Genomic DNA, 16,540 nt, shown 5'->3' with positions numbered 1-16,540 from the left:
GCTCGACCGCTTCGTGTCGGGCCGATACCTGGCTATCCGATTCGAGACCGGTACTGCCTTCAGCTGGAAGCTGGACGGTTTCGCCCTTCTGGTAGATGACGCTGGAGAATTCTAGATGCGCCCAACAAGCACAAATGCAATCAGCTACCAGCCCGGCGACCCGCCGGCCGATCCGGCACAGCTGCAGCGCTTCCTGCGCGAGGAGCTTCTGCGGCTGAAAGCGGCCCTTGACGCGGTGTCCGACGGTTTCCTGCCACCTGCCTACGCGCCGCCGGCCAAGCCGCGCGACGGCATGCTCAGGAATGCTGACGGCCTTTCGTGGGATCCAGGCAGCGGCGCCGGGCTGTATCGGTACGGCGCCGGCACTTGGCACTTCCTTGGATGAGCGACCGGGATCACCCGCTGGCCCTGGCCTACCAGTCGGCGGCCGATCGCCTCGGCGGCATGAGCTTCGAGGAATTCGTCGCAGCGACGGCCGAGTTTGAGGTGCATCCGGTGCACGCCGGCGGCCGATTGTGCGGCGCGGTACTGGTGCACGGCGCCGAGGTGCACGCATGCGTTCTGCCGTGGGCGCGCGGCCGATGGTTCGGTAAGAGCGAAGCGGCCCTGCTGAACAGGGTAATCGACCAACACGGCGAGGCCACCACCTCCGCCACCACCGAGGCTGGCCGACGGTTTGTCGAGCGGCTTGGCTTCATCAACGACAACGGCACTTATAGGAGCACCAAAAGATGGGCATCGAAACGATAATTGGCGCGGGCGGCGCAATTGCTGGCGGCCTGCTGGGAAGCAAGGGCGCCAAGGACGCAGCCAAGATTAGCGCCCAGGCGAACAAGCAGGATCCGCGTATCGAGAACATGCTGTGGGGCCAGAACGGCCAGCAGGGCTTACTGTCGCAGTATCAGGGCATGCTGAACCAGCCTCGATCGGACGCGGCCACCGGCTTCGCGAACGCGAATGCGCAGTACCTCAACAACAACGGCGCCGCCGACCTGGCTGCCACGCGCGGCGCCGCCTACCAAGCCATGCAAGGCAATCAGGCGCCGATGACGCACGCTGCCGGCGCCACTGGCGCCACGGCCAGCCTGCCGGCCTATGCCGTGGGCGAGAAGGTGCAGGCGCCGAGCCAGAACAACATCGACCTGTCGAGCTCGTACAACAGCCTGATCAATGGCGCTCCGGGTGCGAACCCGTACCTTACCGGCGCCATCCAGAAGGGCATCAACCAAAGCTCGAATGCCTTCGGCAACATGGTCACCGACGCCAAGGCGGCCACCCAAGACGCGCTGGGCAGCATCCGCGGCAACTCGGTGCTGGCTGGTCAGTTCGGCGGTTCGCGCCAGGGCATTGCCGAGGGCAAGGCGATCGACAGCATGAACACCAACCTGGCGCGCGCCGCTTCGCAGTTCGGCCAGAACAACACCGATGCAGCGGTAGCGGCCCAGGCTGGCGCCTACGATGCCGACCGCAATCGTCAGCTCGCCGCTACCCAGGGCCTGGGCGCGCAGCAGTACGGCGTGGCGCAGCAAGAGGCATCGTACGCCCAGCAGGCGCAGATGCAGAACGTTCAAAACTCGTTCGACGCCAGCAAGACGAACGCCAGCCTGGCTCAGCAAAACAACCAGTTCAATGCAGGACTCGGCCACCAAACGAATCTGGCGAACCAGCAATCCCAGCTGGCGACCAACGCGCAGAACAACAGCTCGAACCTGGCCGGCGCCGGCCTGCTGTCCGGGCTTCTCGGTCAGGCCTCTGGCCAGGTGAACGCGAACGACAGCTGGAAGCTGAACCAGGCCCAGGGCGTCAATGGCCTGCTGGCGCCGTACTTGACCGGTCAGCCGAACCAGCAGCCGGTGGCGAGCAATGCCGGCGCAGCAGGCCTCGGCGGCGCAATGCAGGGGCTGGCGCTGGGCAATTCGCTGGCGGGTATGTTCGGCGGGGGTAGTGGCACGGACTGGTCCTCAATTCGCAATTCGAACGGCGCCGGCACCCCGGTGTCCGCCGGTACCTACGGTTACGCCCCATCGAATCTGCCTGTGCAGTCGTTCGGCGGTGGCTGGTAAAGGAGAAATACATGGCAAACCCTCTGGACTTCCTCACCAACATGACCCCGGAGCAGAACCAGGCCCTGCTGGCGGCGGGATCGCAAATCCTCATGCGCGCCGCGCCCGGCCGCCAGCCGTTCAGCTTCGGCCAGGCAATGGGCGTTGGCGGTGTCGCCTTTCAAGAGTCGATGGCCGACCAACAGGAACGCGGCGAGCGGACACGTGAGCGGGAGATGGCGACCCTGGTGCGGGGAGCGCAGCTCGAAGAGATGATCCGGAAGCGTCAGCATAGCCAGAAGGTCGGAGACTTCTGGGCGGGGCAAGGCGGCGCGGCGGTGGCGATGCCAACGCCGACCGAGCGCTCCAGTATGAGCACGTCCGAAGCCGCCAGCACGAACGGCGTGCCGCCAGCGGAGGCCCTCGCACAGGCTGGTGTTGGGCCGGCGGCCGCCCCTTCGATGATCGGCTACTTCCACCAGTTCATGCAGGAGGCCCGCCAGCTCCGCGCGGCGGACCTTCACGAAGAGGCCGATGCTCGCGAGAAGCTCGCCGCCCATTTCCGCCCGCGCGCTGACTGGAAGACGGTCAAGGGCGAAAATGGCGAAGTGGTCAACGCTGCATACTTCGATGACGGCACGCGGGGCCCGGCCGACAACTACAAGGTCGCCGAGAAGCTGGTCTTCCGAGACACCGGCCCGCGCACCGAGGGCCTAAACCCGTTCACCGGCGACGTGGAATCCAGCTTGGAGAACGGCGTTTCGCCAGACACCGCTGCGCGCATTGCGGCGCAGCGTGAGCGCACCGCATTCGATCGCGAGGCGTTGAATACCCATAAGCGCACAGTAGGTCGCCTTACCTACAACGAGGCGGTCGGCGGCTTCATCGTGCCGCCGTCGCCGGAGAACCCAGCCGGCGCGATTATCCCGCTCCAGGGTGCACCAGGGCCGAAGCTGACCGAGTTCCAAGGCAAGTCGGCCGCGTTCGGCCTGCGCGCGCAAGAGGCAGACAAAATCCTTACCGACCTGCAGGGCGACTACAGCCCGGCCGCCATCAATTCCAAGGCGACGGTTTCGGAGTGGCCTATCGTCGGCGGCGCCCTGGGGGCCGCAACCAACAAATTCGCGCTGACCGACAACGACCAGAAGGCTGAGCAGGCGCAGCGCGACTTCATCAATGCGAACCTGCGCCAGGAATCCGGCGCGGCAATCATGATGGATGAGTTCGACAACGCGAGAAAGCAGTATTTCCCGCAACCAGGCGACAGCGATGCTGTGATCGCACAGAAGGCGCGCAACCGCAAGCTCGCCATCCAAGGCCTTAATTCAAACGCGGGGCCAGGCAGGATGACGGCGCCGCCAGCGGATATTCCTGCGGGCGCTATCAGTATGCTGCGGTCCAACCCTAGCCTGGCGCCCGAGTTCGACGCCAAGTTCGGCGCTGGCGCAGCAGCTTCCATCTTGAGGACACGATGAGCAATCCATTCGACCAGTTCGACCCGCCGGCGACCGGCAGCAACCCATTCGACCAGTTCGATGAGCCCGCGAAGCCGGCGCCGCCGGCGAAGCCGAAAAAGGGCCTAGCCCGCCAGATCCTGGAAGGCGCAGGCCTGGGCATCGCCGACATCGGCAACACCGTGCTGAACGCGGCTACCTCGCCGCTGGCGGCCGTGTCGCCCACGGTGGCGCAGTGGAACCGCACCCGTAATGCCGACTTCGACGCGCTGACCGAGGAGAACAAGGACTCGACGGCCTTCTCGCTCGGCCGCGTCGGCGCCAACATCGCAGCCACACTGCCGGTCGGCGGCGCCATTGCCGGCACGGCGTCAAAGGTTCCCGGCCTGCTCGTGCACGGCAACAAGCTGCTCAACTCGATCCGCAGTGGCGGTTTCGTCACTGGCGCAGCGCCGGCGACGACCCTGGTCGGTAAAGCTGCAGACCTCGGCGTGCGCGCGCTGGGCGGCGGCATCACTGGCGGCGCGTCGGCGGCGCTGGTGAATCCGCAGGATGCTGGCGCCGGGGCGGCGATCGGGGCGGCCTTTCCTGGTGTGATGAAGGCCAGCGGTGTTGTGGGCACTGCGCTGGAGCGATCTTCCAATCGAACCGCCGAGAAGCTGATGCAGAGCGCGATCAAGCCGACGATCAAGCAACTCCAGAGCGGTGACGCGGCCACGGCGGTGCGGATGATGCTGGACTACGGGATCAGCCCAAACGCCAAAGGCGCAGAGCGCTTGCGCGAGGTCATCGGCGGCCTGAACACGCAGATCAGCAACAAGATCGCCAACTCGACCGCGACCATCGACAAGGCCAAAGTGATGACCAGGCTGGACGACACGAAGCGCATGTTCGGCAACCAGGTCAGCCCAACGTCCGACCTGGCGGCCATCGATCGCGTCGGCGACGACTTCCTGGCTCACCCGATCTACCCCGGCGCCTCCATGCCTGTGCAGGCTGCCCAGCAGCTCAAGCAGGGAACCTACAAGACCCTGTCGAAGAAGTACGGGCAACTGGGCGGCGCCGAGACCGAGGCCCAGAAAGGATTGGCGCGCGGCCTGAAGGAAGAGATCGCGGATGCGGTGCCGGAAATCGCCGGGTTGAATGCCCAGGAGGCCAAGCTGATCACGACGTTGAAGGTGGCCGAACGGCGCGCGCTGATGGAATTGAACAAGAACCCGGTGGGACTGGCGGCGCTGGCGCAGAACCCGGCGACTGCGGCGGCCTTCATGGCGGATCGCAGCGCGACGTTCAAGGCGCTCGTGGCGCGCATGGTGAACAGCTCAGGTGGTGGGCTCGGGGGTGCTGCGCCTGCGCTCGAAAACGGGCTCTCTAATCCCCTGCTGAGAAATCTTGCGATCGTGCCCGGCGCCGCCGGCGGGCGCGAATGAAGCTGTAGACCACCCCAGCGACGAAGAAAGCGCCGAGCTTCCACAGCTTGTAGGTGAGGTAGGCGCTCATTCGGGTTCCGTGGGTGGCTCGATCTTCTTGCGAGGATGCTTCTGCTTACCAAGCTCGAAGCCCTTCTCCGGGTCGAACTTGTTATCCGGGAAGGCGTACTCGACGCCGTACTTCTTGATGATCTCTTCGACTTTCGCGGCGAACTGGTCAATAAAGGCCGGAGTGGCGACCTCGCTCATTGCCTCGACCATTTCGTCGTCGATCGATTTCTCCAGGCGCGCGACGATCTCCGAATTCATGCTGCGGCTGTTCTGCTTCGCGAGAGCAGCGATTGTTTCGCGCAGCTCATGCGGGAGCCGTAACTTCATTTGAGCATCGTTTTCCATGTCGCGATCTTAATGAACCGTTTTGGTGTTGACAATGGAACCGAAACGGTTCATAGTCGAATGAACCGTTTCGGTTCATTTATGGAGATAGTATGGAAACTGCCCGCGAACTACCGCAGATGAAGATCCGGCTCCCGGTCGAAGTGAAGTCGCTGATCGAGAATCAGGCGCAGCAAAACTTTCGCAGCCTCAATAGCGAAATCGTCAGCCGGCTTGTCGAAAGCCTTCGTCGCGACGCCCAAACGAAAAATGCCCCGGCTGTTGACGCAGCCGAGGCACCGATTTGACATCCCTGACAGGAGACGCAAGTGAATTCTACCCCAGCTCTTACATTCAAGTCCAAAACCTTCAACGTGATCGATGTCAATGGGAAGCCTTGGATGACCCTTGCCGACATCGCCGCCGCCCTCTATGAGAAAGGGGATGACCAAAGTGACGACCCCCTTGACGAAAGGGGGTCGGCTAAAACGACCCCCCGATATGTGACGCGCATCCGCGACATTTACCGCAACCACGCTGACGAGTTCACTCCCGGCATGACTGCCATGACGGAGATGATGACCGCCGGCGGCAAGCAGATGGTCCGCATCTTTTCACTCCGCGGGGCTCACCTGTTGGCGATGTTCGCCCGCACGAAGGTTGCTAAAGAATTTCGCCGCTGGGTGCTGGACATCCTTGACCCTCAAGTTGAGGTTCAAGCTGAGGCGGCAAAAGGTCATCGCCTGGACGACGAAACGTTGCACGACATCGAGAGTCTGTGCACCCAGGCCGAGTTGCTGCGCAGCTGGTGGGAGCGCGTGGCACCGGGCATCCGGGCGCTCAACCGGACGCTGGCCGGCAACGTCCACGACAACTTCGTGAACTCGGCGCTCTGCTCCCGGTCGGTGGTCCGGTCGCTCGGCCTGATGTCGAACCAAGAATACGCCGCTGAATATCCATGGGGCGCCGGCCACACCGAGCGCCGTGAATACGTCCAACAGAAACGGAGGATCGCTTGACTACCCTTGTCACCATCGACCACGACCGGATCGTGACCGACTCGCAGACGCTGGCCCGCGCGTTCGGCAAGCAGCATAAAACGGTGCTACGCGCATTCGACAACCTAAAATGCTCGGAGGAATTCTCGCGGCACAATTTTGCGCCGTCAGAATTCATCGACGCACGCGGCAAAGTTCAGCGATGCGTCACCATGACCAAGGACGGCTTCGCCATGCTGGCGATGGGCTTTACCGGCCCGAAGGCCGCCGCCTTCAAGGAGACGTTCATCAACGAGTTTAACCGGATGGCCGAAGCCCTGGCCGCCGGCGAAAAGAACCTGTGGCAGCGCCTGCAAGCCGTGATCGCCAAGGAAGCCGAATCGGCCGTCCGCGCCTCGTTCGGCTCTCGCCTGCTGCTGGCGCGCAAGCGCGAACTGCCCGCCTTCAAGGATGAAATCGCCGAACTGCAGAACAAGATCCAGCCATCGTTACTGAATTAGCTTCACCCTCACCCCAACCCAAGCCGCTTTCGAGCGGCTTTTTTCATTTCTGAAAGGGTCCACGTGACCACCACCACCGACCAGAACAACGCGATCGCCCTGGCCCAGCTCCAGGTCGAAGTCGCCTACATGAAGGCCGCGATCGCGCGGCTCGACGCTTCCAACCAAGAACTCGACCAGAAGCTGGACCGCGTGCTCAACCAGCTTGCCCAGGCGCGCGGCGGCTGGCGCACCCTGATGCTGATCGGCGGCGCTGCCGGCTCGATAGGCAGCGGCATCACCTGGCTCGTCTCCCACCTGAAAGGCTGACCATGGACCGCCAAAAACTCGAGGCGCAGCTCGTCATCGATGAAGGCCGCCGCGCGATCGCCTACGTCGATACCGTTGGCAAGATGACGGCCGGCGTCGGCCGCAACATCACCGACCGCCCGTTCTTCGACGACGAGATCGCGCTGATGCTCAAGAACGATATCCGGGAGGTCGAGAAGGACCTCGACCGCCGCCTGCCATGGTGGCGCGAAATGACGCCCGCGCGCCAGAACGTGCTGGCCAACATGTGCTTCAACCTGGGCATCAATCGGCTGCTCGGCTTCGAGCAGGCCCTGACCCACATGCGTGCCGGCCAATACGACGCCGCGGCGCGCGAAATGCTCGATTCCCGCTGGGCCCGGCAGGTCGGCGCCCGCGCCACGCGCCTGGCGTCCCTCATGCGTAATGGAGAATTCTGATGAAACGCATCCTGCTGCTCGCCGCCCTGCTCACCCTGGCCGGCTGCTCGAACCTGGCCCTGCAGTGCAGCGGCACCTATACCGGCGACGAGGTGCGCAATGGCGCCGCCGGCAAGTAAGGCGCGGTTCCTGTCGACGCTGCGCACCGACCGCGTCGGCCTGGCCAGCGCCGACCGGCTGCTGCTCTCGCCGCTGGTGTTCGAGTCCGCGCTGCTCGAGCGTCAGATCCACGTGCCGACCGGCTTCGTGACCGACTTCGCCAGCGTGCCGCGCGCGCCGCTCACCTACTGGCTTTTCGGTGGCGTGGGCGACGAGGCGGCCGTCGTGCACGACTTCCTGTACGAGACCGCGATTGTCACGCGCGACCTGGCCGACCTGGTCTACGGCGAAGCGCTGGAGGCGTGCGGGGTGGCGACCTGGCGCCGCGCCGCGATGGTGCTGGCCGTGCAGCTGTTCGGCGGTTCCCGCTACGGCGGGAACGTGGCGGCGTCGCCGTGACCGAGTTCGACATCTACGCGCTCACGCCGAACGGCGGTGGTCATGTGCTGACCGTTCGGCAGGAGCGCAAGGACGCCGGGCCGCGGCTGGTCATCATAGCCGGCGGCGAGGTCTCGGCTCCGGCTGAAGCGATGATGGAGCGGATGATGGGCGAGCCGCTGGAAGGCGGCCAGCTCAGCGGTGCTACACTCGCCGGATGCTCGCCAAAGTAAAACTCCTACGCCAGCGCGGCCAGCGTATGTCCGACAACGAGATTGCCCGCGCGCAGTTCGCCGAGGGCGAGCTGGTCGTGCACGGCATGGGTGGAATGATCGTGGCGGAGCTGCAGCGTCCAGGCAACCAGGTGGCCGATCCGCTGCTAGTGCTCTACGAAGCGAAGCTGACCACCATGCACGGCGCCGGGATGCTGCTTAAGGGCGAGGAACGGCCGCAAGGCGACAAGGGGCCGGCGTACGTCCAGGAGTGGTCGGTGCGGCTCGGCCTCGTCTGAAATTCCGTCGAAAACCGTGGTGTAAGTCATTGATATTCAGTGTCAAAAAGTTGTAAATTGTGTGTGTTCAAAGCACCCCTAAAATCGTCCAAGCTCATGATTTCATGAAGAAAATGGGGAATTAATCAGTGTTTCAGTTGTAAGAACTTGCTTCAAACGCCACGTCTCGATTCCCGGATTGCTATATTTCACTGCATCCGCTCAAGGATCTGGAGACGAACATGAAATCCCCTATTTTGATCGCAGCCCTTATCGCCCTCGGCGCCGCTGCCTTCACCCCGCTGGCCTCGAACGCCCAACCGCACGTGTCGGTCGTCATCAGCACCGCGCCGCCGGCGCCCATCTATTAAGTCATTCCCGCACCACGCCGCGGCTACGTCTGGGCGCCCGGTTTCTGGGAATGGCGCAAGCATCGCCACCACTGGGTTCCGGGACACTATGTCACCGCCCGCCCCGGTTATGTCTACGCGCCGCCAAGCTGGCACCATCGCGGCGGACGCTGGATGATGGAGCCGTCGCGCTGGAACCGCGGACCGGCCCACCATTACGGCCCGCCACCGGGCCACTACCGCGACGATCGCGACCGCCATCACCGCAAGCACGACCGCCACCATGGCCGCGACCGGGACCGCGACGGCATCCGCGACCGCCATGACCGCGACCGCGATGGCGACGGGGTGCGCAACCGCCACGACCGCCGCCCGGACAATCCCCACCGCTACTGAGCCACGGCGCGGTCGGGACGCGATCCGCGGCTGCGGGCACTTGCCCAAAAAGGCAGGCCGCGCAAGCGCGCGGCCCGGGCCGCCCTGAAGGCCGGGCATCGACAGCTACCGGTTACAGCGCCATCGGTTATGCTCTCGCCATGATCGACCTCCCCACCCTGCAAGCCGCCGCCTTCAAGACCGAGCTGTCCGCCGCCCGGCGCCTGACGGCGCGCACCGGCATGCCCGAGGCCGAGGCGCTGGAACGGACCTTGTCGCTCAGTGCCGGCAGCGCCGGACTGGCCAGCCTGCTGTCCGAGCGCCAGGCCCAGCGCCGCCACACCGAACTGCAGGCCGCGCGGCGCCAGGCCAGCGCCGCCGCCGCGCGCACCCGTGGCGCCGGGCCGGAGACCAGCGCCTGGCGCGCCTGGTTCGATGGTTCGGCGCGTCCGAATCCGGGCCGCTGCGGCCTGGGCGCCGTCCTCGATGGCCCGGACGGCCAGCGCATCGAACTGTCGCTCGACGGCGGCCATGGCAACAGCAGCGAAGCGGAATACCGCGCCCTGAACGCCGTGCTGCGCGCGGCAATCGACCATGGCGCGAACGACCTGCTGGTGCTGGGCGACAGCCAGGTCGTGATCGACGACGTCAACGCCCCCGATGGCGCCAATGCCCCGGCCCTGGGCCTGCTCCGCGCCGAAGCGCTGGCCCTGCTGGCCAACCTGCCGCAGGCACGGCTGCGCTGGATCCCACGCCACAAGAATGCACGAGCCGACGCGCTGTCGCAGCGCGCCGTGCCGCCTCTCACCCTGGAACAAGCAACATGACCGAAACGAGCAATACCGATCTCGCCGACTGGCGCACCAGACTGGCCGCCATGGCCGCCGGCAGCGCCGATACCGACGGCGCCCACGACAGCGCCCACCTCGACCGCGTCTGGCGCACTGCGCAGGCACTGCTGGAACACCATCCCGAAGCCGACCGCCTGGTGGTGCTGGCCGCCTGCTACCTGCACGACCTGGTCAACCTGCCCAAGAACGATCCCGAACGCAACCAGGCATCAACCCGCTCGGCGCGGCTGGCGCGCCACCAATTGGCCCACCTGGGCTTCCCGCTTGAGAAACTGGACGCCGTGGCGCATGCGATCGAGGCGCACAGCTTCTCGGCCGCGATCCCCGCCGAGACGATCGAGGCGAAGATCGTGCAGGACGCCGACCGCATGGACGGCCTGGGCCTGGTGGGCCTGGCGCGCATGTTCTATATCGCGGGGCGCATGGAAAGTGGACTGGCGCATCCGGGCGACCCGCTGGGCGTGCAGCGCGACTATGACGACCGCAGGTATGCGCTGGACCACATCATGGTCAAGCTGCAGAAGCTCCCGGACATGATGCAGACCGACGCCGCGCGTGAACTGGGCCGCGAACGGCTCGGCAAGCTGCTGGCCTTCCGCGAGGAGTTCGCGGCCGAATGGAGTGGAGCCTAGACTATTTGTAGCAATGCTAAGATAGACGAACTGTATTGACCGAGGTGTCCATGACCAGTTCGACCGCAGCACCGCAAGCTGTCCCCGGCAAGCTCAATTTCGTCCTCGTCTGCGTCTTCATCGACATGCTCGGCATCGGCCTGATCGTCCCGGTCCTGCCGCTGCTGGTCGGCCAGTTCGTCGACGGGCCGGACCAGCAGGCGCTGTGGTACGGGGTGCTGGCGGCGGTGTTCGGAGTGCTGCAGTTCCTGTTCATGCCAGCGCTCGGGGCGCTCAGCGACCGCATCGGACGGCGTCCGGTGCTGCTGTATTCGATGGCCGGGATGTGCCTGAATTTTCTCGCCACCGCCTGGGCGCCGACCCTGGCCTGGCTGTTCGTCGGCCGCGTCATCGGCGGCATGTCCTCGGCCAGCATGTCGGTCGCCTCGGCCTATGCCTCCGACATCTCGACCCGCGAGAATCGCGCCAAGAGCTTCGGCAAGATCGGCGCCGCCTTCGGCCTGGGCTTCATCTGCGGCCCGATGCTGGGCGGCGTGCTGGGCGACGCCGATCTCCATTTGCCGTTTTACGTCGCCGCGGCGCTGTCGACGGCGAACCTGGTATATGGCTTCTTCTTCGTGCCGGAATCGCTGGCGAAAGAGGGCCGCGCACCGTTCAAGCTGGCGCGCCTGAATCCCTTCTCCGCCCTGCTGCGATTGGTGAAACGCGAAGACATCCGCGGCCTGGTGGTCGTCATCACCCTGGCCACCTTCGCCCAGATGATGCTGCAGTCGACCTGGGTGCTGTACACCACCTTCCGCTTCGACTGGACGCCGCGCGACAACGGCATCGCCCTGTTCTGCGTCGGCCTCGGTTCGGTGGTGGTCCAGGCCTGGCTGCTGGGCAAGCTGATCCACCGTTTCGGCGAGGTGCGGCTGTCGCTGATGGCGCTCACCTCCGGCATGCTGACCTTCCTCGCCTATGGCCTGGCAACCCAGGGCTGGATGATGTACGTCTTCATCCTGGCCAATGTGCTGGCCTATGCCACCGGGCCCGCCCTGCAGGGCATCGTGTCGAAATCCTCGCCGCCCGAGCAGCAGGGCGAGGTGATGGGCTCCCTGCAATCGATCGGCAGCCTGGGCGTGATCGTCACGCCGCTGCTCGGCACCGGCATCCTGAGCGCGGTCAGCCACCTGCCGCCCGACGACTGGCGCATCGGCAGCAGCTTCTTCCTGTGCGCGGCGATGCAGGCGGTGGCGCTGGTGGTGGCGTGGCATTACTTTCGCAGCCATCGATATGCCGGCGTGAAGGCCTGATCCATGTCGACGTCCGTACTTGCCGCGATCCTGTTCGCGGCCTTCCTGCACGCGGCCTGGAATGCGGCCCTCAAATCGCGTACCGACACCTTCATGGCGGCGCTGGCCGTGATGAGCGGAGCCGCCCTGATCGGCGCGCTGGCCCTGCCCTTCCTGGCGCCCCCGGCGCGCGCCAGCTGGCCGTTCATCGCTGCATCGGGCCTGATCCACATTGCGTATTACTCGCTGCTTGCCGCCTCCTACCGGCATGCGGACATCGGCCACGCGTATCCGCTGATGCGCGGCGTTGCGCCGGTGCTGGTGGCCGTGGCTGGCATCTTCCTTACCGGCGAAACGCTCCAGGCGGCGCAGTGGAGCGCCATCGGCCTGATTTGCGCCGGCGGCGCCGCCCTGACGTTCGGCGCACGCGGCCATGCCTCGGGCGGCATGCGCCCGACCGTGCTGGTGCTGCTCACCGCCGTGACGATTGCCGCCTATACCCTGGTCGATGGCCTCGGCGTGCGCCGCTCCGGCTCTCCTGCCGCCTACACCGCCTGGGTCTTCATCGCCAGCGGGATCGGCATAGCCGTCGTGTCGTGGCGCCGTACCGCCGGCCAGCTGCCCGGCTACATGCTGCGCAACCCGACGCTGCCGCTGCTGGGAGGCGTCGCCACCACCGTCTCCTACAGCCTCGCACTGTGGGCGATGACCCGGGCGCCGGTCGCAGTGGTCGCCGCCCTGCGCGAAACCTCGATCGTGTTCGCCACCGCGATCGCCGTCTTCGTGCTGCGCGAGCGCGCCACCCGCGCCCGGATCTGCGGCGCCGGACTGGTGGCGCTGGGCGCGGCGGCGGTGCGACTGGCGTGAATCGTACTCTCACCGTCCAGGGCAAGAAACGCCCGGCGCCAGCGTCCGCCACTGCGGCGCCACCTGGAGTACACTCGACCAAAGGCTTGCAATGGAAATACCATTTCCATTCGGCACTACCATAGTGTACGCCCGTTATAATGCGCACTTTTCGAAGAAAGGCGATCGTCCGTGTCCCGTATAAAAGTCTTGCCGCAATACGTCATGCCGAAGCAGGCGATCACCAACCTCGCCGGCCGTGTCGCCGGCCACAAGGGCGGGTCGATGACGACCAGCCTGATCCGTTGGTTCGTGGGCAAGTACGGGGTCAACATGGACGAGGCGGCCAATCCGGACATCGCCAGCTACCCCAGCTTCAATGAATTTTTCACCCGCCCGCTGCGCGACGGTGTGCGTCCGCTGGCGGCCAGCGATTACGTGTGCCCGGTCGACGGCGCCATCAGCCAATTCGGCGACATCGACGACCACCAGATCTTCCAGGCCAAGGGCCACAAGTTCACAACTAGCGAACTGGTCGGCGGCGACGCGTCGCTGGCCGCGCGGTTCCAGCACGGCCACTTCGCCAACGTCTACCTGAGCCCGAAGGACTATCACCGCATCCACATGCCATGCGACGCGCGCCTGACGCGCATGATCTATGTGCCGGGCAAGCTGTTTTCGGTGAATCCGACCACGGCGCGCGGCGTGCCGGGCCTGTTCGCACGCAACGAGCGCGTGGTGTGCGTGTTCGAGAACGATGAGTTCGGGCCGTTCGTGATGACCCTGGTTGGCGCGACCATCGTCGGCAGCATGGCCACCGTCTGGCATGGCGTGGTCAATCCGCCGCGCATGCCGCGCATCTGCGAATGGAACTACGAGCCGGGCCAGGTCACCCTCAAAAAGGGCGAAGAGATGGGCCGCTTCCTGCTCGGCTCCACCGTCGTGATGCTGTTCCAGCGCGGTGCCATCGCCTTCAATCCGGCCTGGGCGCCGGAAGGCAAGGTGCGCCTGGGCGAACCGATGGGCGAGCGACCGCTCAAGTCCTGAGTTCGACGGCTTCGTCCTCCAGCGCCGCACGCGCCTTGAACGCAGCCACCGCGGCATGCGGGCTGTGGCCTTTCTCTGTGCACGCCGATTCGATCATCTCCAGGAAGGCCCGGGTCTTGGCCGGCATCAGCTTACGGCTCGGGAATACCGCCCAGCCGTTGGCGGTCGGCATGTCCCATTCCGGCAGCACCCGCACCAGTTCACCGGTCTGCATATAGGGCTGGGCAAACAGCGTCGAGCTGAGCGCGATGCCGGCGCCGCGCGAGGCGATGCGCGCCAGCAGGTCGGGCGAGTTCGCCGTCAGCCGCGCGTTGAGCGCGCGCTCCCAGCGCAGCTTCCCGCGCACCAGCGTCCATGGCGCCGCGCCACCGGTGCGGCTCAGGATGCATAGCACGTCGTGCGCGTCGAGATCGTCGGGATGCTCGGGAATGCCGCGCCGCGCCAGGTAGCTCGGCGCCGCGTACAGGCCGGGCTGCTCGAGCGTGATCGGACGCGCGCTCAGGGTCGCGTCGTTCGGCAGGTCGCCCATGCGGATCGCGATGTCGAAATTCTCCGCCACCAGGTCGACCCGGCGCGGCGTCAGGTCCATCTCGAGCCTGACCGCCGGATAGCGCTCCAGGAAGCGCGCGATGACTTCGTTCAGGCCACTGTTGGCGAAGTCGCCCGGCGCCGAGATGCGCAGCTTGCCGCTCGGTTCGCCCTGGCGGTGCTGGGCCAGCGCGCCGGCGGCGTCGACTTCGTCGGCCAGGCGGCGCGCATGCTCGTACAGGCTGGCGCCGAACTCGGTGACCACCAGCTTGCGGGTCGTGCGCTGCAGCAGGCGCTCGCCCAGGGTCGTCTCGAGCAGCGCCAGGCGGCGCGAGACCGTCGACTTGGGCAGGTTGACGCGCTCGGCGGCGCGGGTGAAGCTGCCCGACTCGACGATTCGCGCGAACAGCAGCAAGTCATTCGGTTCCACGTCCATGATTGTCCCATCAGCAGAATAATGTTATCCATTTTACTGGCTTCCGGACTGATTTTGGAATTGCTAAAGTGTTCCTCATCGAAACTCTCTACCAAACGAAGGGGCCTGACCATGAACATCCTGCACATCACCACCAGCGTTCGCGGCGACGCATCGGAATCGACCCGCGTCACCCAGCAAATCGTCGACAAGCTGGCCGCCGCCAATCCGGGCGCGACCGTCGTGCGCCGCGACTTCGGCGCCCAGCCGCACCCGCTGCTGGACGGCGCCGCCGTCGGCGCCCTGTTCACCCCGGCCGACCAGCGCAGTGCCGAACAAGCGGCGCGCGTCGCCCTGGATGATGCGCTGATTCTAGAGGCGCAGGCGGCCGACGTGATCGTGCTGGGCGCCCCGATGTACAACTTCGCGATGCCGGTGCAACTGAAGAGCTGGTTCGACGCGGTGGCCCGCGCCGGCGTGACCTTCCGCTATACCGAGACCGGTCCGGAAGGCCTGCTGAAGAACAAGAAGGTGTACGTGGCCGCGGCCCGCGGCGGCGTGTACGACGAAGCGGCCGACCCGCAGGTGCCGCAGATGCGCGCCCTGCTGAACTTCCTCGGCCTGAACGACCACACCTTCATCTACTCGTCGGGCATGGCGATGGGCCCGGAAGCCGTGGCCAAGGGCCAGGCAGCGGCCAACGCTGCCATCGAGGCAGCTCTGGCGTAAATTTTGCCGCCCGCCAGGCGGCGCAACCAACAGGAGAACAGCATGAACACCGCAGTTGCCACCACCTCAATCCAGAAAACACGCGGCATCGAGCGCATCATCAACGGCCAGTTCGTGATGGACGGCGCGGGCGTGAAGATCAACCGCGTGCTCACCGGTCCCCTGCAGCGCCGCCTGGATCCGTTCCTGATGCTCGACGCCTTCGGCAGCGACAAGCCGGGCGACTACATCGCCGGCTTCCCGGAACATCCGCACCGCGGCTTCGAGACCATCACCTATATGCTGGCCGGCCGCATGCGCCACCGCGACAGCGCCGGCAACGAGGGCATGATCACCGATGGCGGCGTGCAGTGGATGACGGCCGGCCGCGGCGTGATCCACTCCGAGATGCCGGAACAGAACGAGGGCCTGATGGAGGGCTTCCAGCTGTGGCTGAACCTGCCCGCCAGCGACAAGATGATCGAGCCTTGGTACCGCGACATCCCGCTCAAGGAAGTGCCGCGTTTCACGTCGGACGATGGCGTGACGGTGCAGGTGATCGCCGGCAGCACCCACGGCGTCGACGGGGCAGTGCAGCGCGCGCATACCGAGCCGCTGTATCTCGACCTGGAAATCCCCGCCGGCGTGACGTTCGACCAGCCAATCCCGGCCGGCCACAATGCCTTCGTCTACGTGTTCCGTGGCGAGGCGGTCATCGAGGGCAAGGGCGTCGGACAGGCGCGCATGGCGATCCTCGATAACGCGCCCGGCGCCGACGGCGTGCGCATCAAGGCAGTGGAGAATACCCGCGTGCTGGTGCTGGCCGGGCGTCCGCTGAACGAACCGATCGCGCAGTACGGTCCGTTCGTGATGAACACCCAGGCCGAGCTGCAGCAGGCAGTGGAGGACTTCCGCGCCGGCAGGTTCACTTGAACGATCGGCAGCAGGGCGCCCCAAACCGCCCTGCTGCCCCCTATGCGAGGTTCCCGGCCATGCGCTACACTCGCGGGATGACACAAG

Annotated in this window: 24 protein-coding genes and 1 pseudogene; 23 read left to right on the top strand and 2 right to left on the bottom strand. The window is 65.7% G+C overall.

Annotated elements, in window-relative coordinates; genetic code table 11:
* Positions 1-115: 115 nt before the first annotated feature.
* From J3U95_RS26010 to J3U95_RS25990, 5 genes are read left to right on the top strand one after another with little or no spacing between them, the layout of a single operon-like run.
* Positions 116-385, top strand: coding sequence for a hypothetical protein (locus J3U95_RS26010; RefSeq protein WP_208281464.1), 270 nt, complete (start codon positions 116-118; stop codon positions 383-385).
* Complete coding sequence (locus tag J3U95_RS26005) at positions 382-750, top strand: hypothetical protein (RefSeq protein WP_208281463.1); 369 nt, start codon at positions 382-384, stop codon at positions 748-750. The genes J3U95_RS26010 and J3U95_RS26005 overlap by 4 nt, the downstream gene beginning before the upstream one ends.
* Positions 732-2,063 (top strand): hypothetical protein, encoded by a 1,332-nt coding sequence (locus J3U95_RS26000; protein WP_208281462.1) that lies wholly within the window; start codon positions 732-734, stop codon positions 2,061-2,063. The genes J3U95_RS26005 and J3U95_RS26000 overlap by 19 nt, the downstream gene beginning before the upstream one ends.
* Positions 2,064-2,074: 11 nt before the next feature.
* Positions 2,075-3,517 carry a hypothetical protein gene (locus J3U95_RS25995; RefSeq protein ID WP_208281461.1) on the top strand — a complete coding sequence of 481 codons (1,443 nt, stop codon included), beginning with the start codon at positions 2,075-2,077 and terminating at the stop codon, positions 3,515-3,517.
* The gene (locus J3U95_RS25990; protein ID WP_208281460.1) at positions 3,514-4,926 is read left to right on the top strand and encodes a hypothetical protein; all 1,413 of its coding nucleotides are present in this window, start codon (positions 3,514-3,516) and stop codon (positions 4,924-4,926) included. The genes J3U95_RS25995 and J3U95_RS25990 overlap by 4 nt, the downstream gene beginning before the upstream one ends.
* Positions 4,927-4,992: 66 nt before the next feature.
* Here J3U95_RS25990 and J3U95_RS25985 read toward each other — a convergent pair whose 3' ends face one another.
* Positions 4,993-5,322 (bottom strand): Arc family DNA-binding protein, encoded by a 330-nt coding sequence (locus J3U95_RS25985; RefSeq protein WP_208281459.1) that lies wholly within the window; start codon positions 5,320-5,322, stop codon positions 4,993-4,995.
* Positions 5,323-5,414: 92 nt separating this feature from the next.
* Between J3U95_RS25985 and J3U95_RS25980 the strand changes: the two genes are divergently transcribed.
* From J3U95_RS25980 to asd, 16 genes and pseudogenes are all read left to right on the top strand, one after another.
* A complete protein-coding gene (locus J3U95_RS25980) occupies positions 5,415-5,609 on the top strand; it encodes an Arc family DNA-binding protein (protein WP_208281458.1) in 195 nt (64 codons plus the stop codon).
* Between the two features lie 21 nt (positions 5,610-5,630).
* Complete coding sequence (locus J3U95_RS25975; protein WP_208281457.1) at positions 5,631-6,320, top strand: BRO-N domain-containing protein; 690 nt, start codon at positions 5,631-5,633, stop codon at positions 6,318-6,320.
* Positions 6,317-6,799 (top strand): Rha family transcriptional regulator, encoded by a 483-nt coding sequence (locus tag J3U95_RS25970; RefSeq protein ID WP_267877814.1) that lies wholly within the window; start codon positions 6,317-6,319, stop codon positions 6,797-6,799. The genes J3U95_RS25975 and J3U95_RS25970 overlap by 4 nt, the downstream gene beginning before the upstream one ends.
* A gap of 63 nt (positions 6,800-6,862) precedes the next feature.
* Positions 6,863-7,108: a hypothetical protein gene (locus tag J3U95_RS25965; RefSeq protein ID WP_208281455.1), complete on the top strand. Its 246-nt coding sequence runs from the start codon at positions 6,863-6,865 to the stop codon at positions 7,106-7,108.
* Positions 7,109-7,110: 2 nt separating this feature from the next.
* The gene (locus J3U95_RS25960; protein ID WP_208281454.1) at positions 7,111-7,527 is read left to right on the top strand and encodes a glycoside hydrolase family protein; all 417 of its coding nucleotides are present in this window, start codon (positions 7,111-7,113) and stop codon (positions 7,525-7,527) included.
* A 99-nt stretch (positions 7,528-7,626) separates the two neighbouring features.
* Positions 7,627-8,025: a DUF1353 domain-containing protein gene (locus tag J3U95_RS25955; RefSeq protein ID WP_208281453.1), complete on the top strand. Its 399-nt coding sequence runs from the start codon at positions 7,627-7,629 to the stop codon at positions 8,023-8,025.
* Positions 8,022-8,237 carry a hypothetical protein gene (locus tag J3U95_RS25950; RefSeq protein WP_208281452.1) on the top strand — a complete coding sequence of 72 codons (216 nt, stop codon included), beginning with the start codon at positions 8,022-8,024 and terminating at the stop codon, positions 8,235-8,237. The genes J3U95_RS25955 and J3U95_RS25950 overlap by 4 nt, the downstream gene beginning before the upstream one ends.
* A gap of 26 nt (positions 8,238-8,263) precedes the next feature.
* Positions 8,264-8,515 (top strand): hypothetical protein, encoded by a 252-nt coding sequence (locus J3U95_RS25945; protein ID WP_208281451.1) that lies wholly within the window; start codon positions 8,264-8,266, stop codon positions 8,513-8,515.
* A gap of 221 nt (positions 8,516-8,736) precedes the next feature.
* Positions 8,737-8,865: a hypothetical protein gene (locus tag J3U95_RS28670; protein WP_307728412.1), complete on the top strand. Its 129-nt coding sequence runs from the start codon at positions 8,737-8,739 to the stop codon at positions 8,863-8,865.
* 3 nt (positions 8,866-8,868) lie between these two features.
* Positions 8,869-8,943 (top strand): annotated as a pseudogene (locus tag J3U95_RS28665) (YXWGXW repeat-containing protein); the annotation flags it as partial.
* A 75-nt stretch (positions 8,944-9,018) separates the two neighbouring features.
* Positions 9,019-9,240 carry a hypothetical protein gene (locus tag J3U95_RS28660; protein ID WP_307728411.1) on the top strand — a complete coding sequence of 74 codons (222 nt, stop codon included), beginning with the start codon at positions 9,019-9,021 and terminating at the stop codon, positions 9,238-9,240.
* Between the two features lie 140 nt (positions 9,241-9,380).
* Positions 9,381-10,046 carry a ribonuclease HI family protein gene (locus J3U95_RS25935; protein ID WP_208281450.1) on the top strand — a complete coding sequence of 222 codons (666 nt, stop codon included), beginning with the start codon at positions 9,381-9,383 and terminating at the stop codon, positions 10,044-10,046.
* Positions 10,043-10,702: an HD domain-containing protein gene (locus J3U95_RS25930; protein ID WP_208281449.1), complete on the top strand. Its 660-nt coding sequence runs from the start codon at positions 10,043-10,045 to the stop codon at positions 10,700-10,702. The genes J3U95_RS25935 and J3U95_RS25930 overlap by 4 nt, the downstream gene beginning before the upstream one ends.
* Before the next feature lie 50 nt (positions 10,703-10,752).
* A complete protein-coding gene (locus tag J3U95_RS25925) occupies positions 10,753-11,997 on the top strand; it encodes an MFS transporter (protein WP_208281448.1) in 1,245 nt (414 codons plus the stop codon).
* Positions 11,998-12,000: 3 nt separating this feature from the next.
* Positions 12,001-12,843, top strand: coding sequence for an SMR family transporter (locus J3U95_RS25920; RefSeq protein WP_208281447.1), 843 nt, complete (start codon positions 12,001-12,003; stop codon positions 12,841-12,843).
* Between the two features lie 171 nt (positions 12,844-13,014).
* Entirely contained in the window at positions 13,015-13,869 is an 855-nt protein-coding gene (gene asd, locus J3U95_RS25915) for an archaetidylserine decarboxylase (RefSeq protein ID WP_502572563.1), read from the top strand.
* Here asd and J3U95_RS25910 read toward each other — a convergent pair.
* Positions 13,859-14,833 (bottom strand): LysR family transcriptional regulator, encoded by a 975-nt coding sequence (locus tag J3U95_RS25910; protein ID WP_208281446.1) that lies wholly within the window; start codon positions 14,831-14,833, stop codon positions 13,859-13,861. The genes asd and J3U95_RS25910 overlap by 11 nt on opposite strands.
* A 111-nt stretch (positions 14,834-14,944) precedes the next feature.
* Here J3U95_RS25910 and J3U95_RS25905 point away from each other — a divergent pair, with 111 nt between their 5' ends.
* Together J3U95_RS25905 and J3U95_RS25900 are read left to right on the top strand one after the other, a co-directional pair.
* Complete coding sequence (locus tag J3U95_RS25905) at positions 14,945-15,541, top strand: FMN-dependent NADH-azoreductase (RefSeq protein ID WP_208281445.1); 597 nt, start codon at positions 14,945-14,947, stop codon at positions 15,539-15,541.
* Between the two features lie 42 nt (positions 15,542-15,583).
* Positions 15,584-16,453, top strand: coding sequence for a pirin family protein (locus tag J3U95_RS25900; protein WP_208281444.1), 870 nt, complete (start codon positions 15,584-15,586; stop codon positions 16,451-16,453).
* Positions 16,454-16,540: the final 87 nt, after the last annotated feature.

It is taken from the genome of Massilia oculi (genome assembly GCF_017582745.1).
GTDB lineage: Bacteria > Pseudomonadota > Gammaproteobacteria > Burkholderiales > Burkholderiaceae_D > Telluria > Telluria oculi_A.
This window is presented reverse-complemented; position numbering and strand designations above follow the sequence as displayed.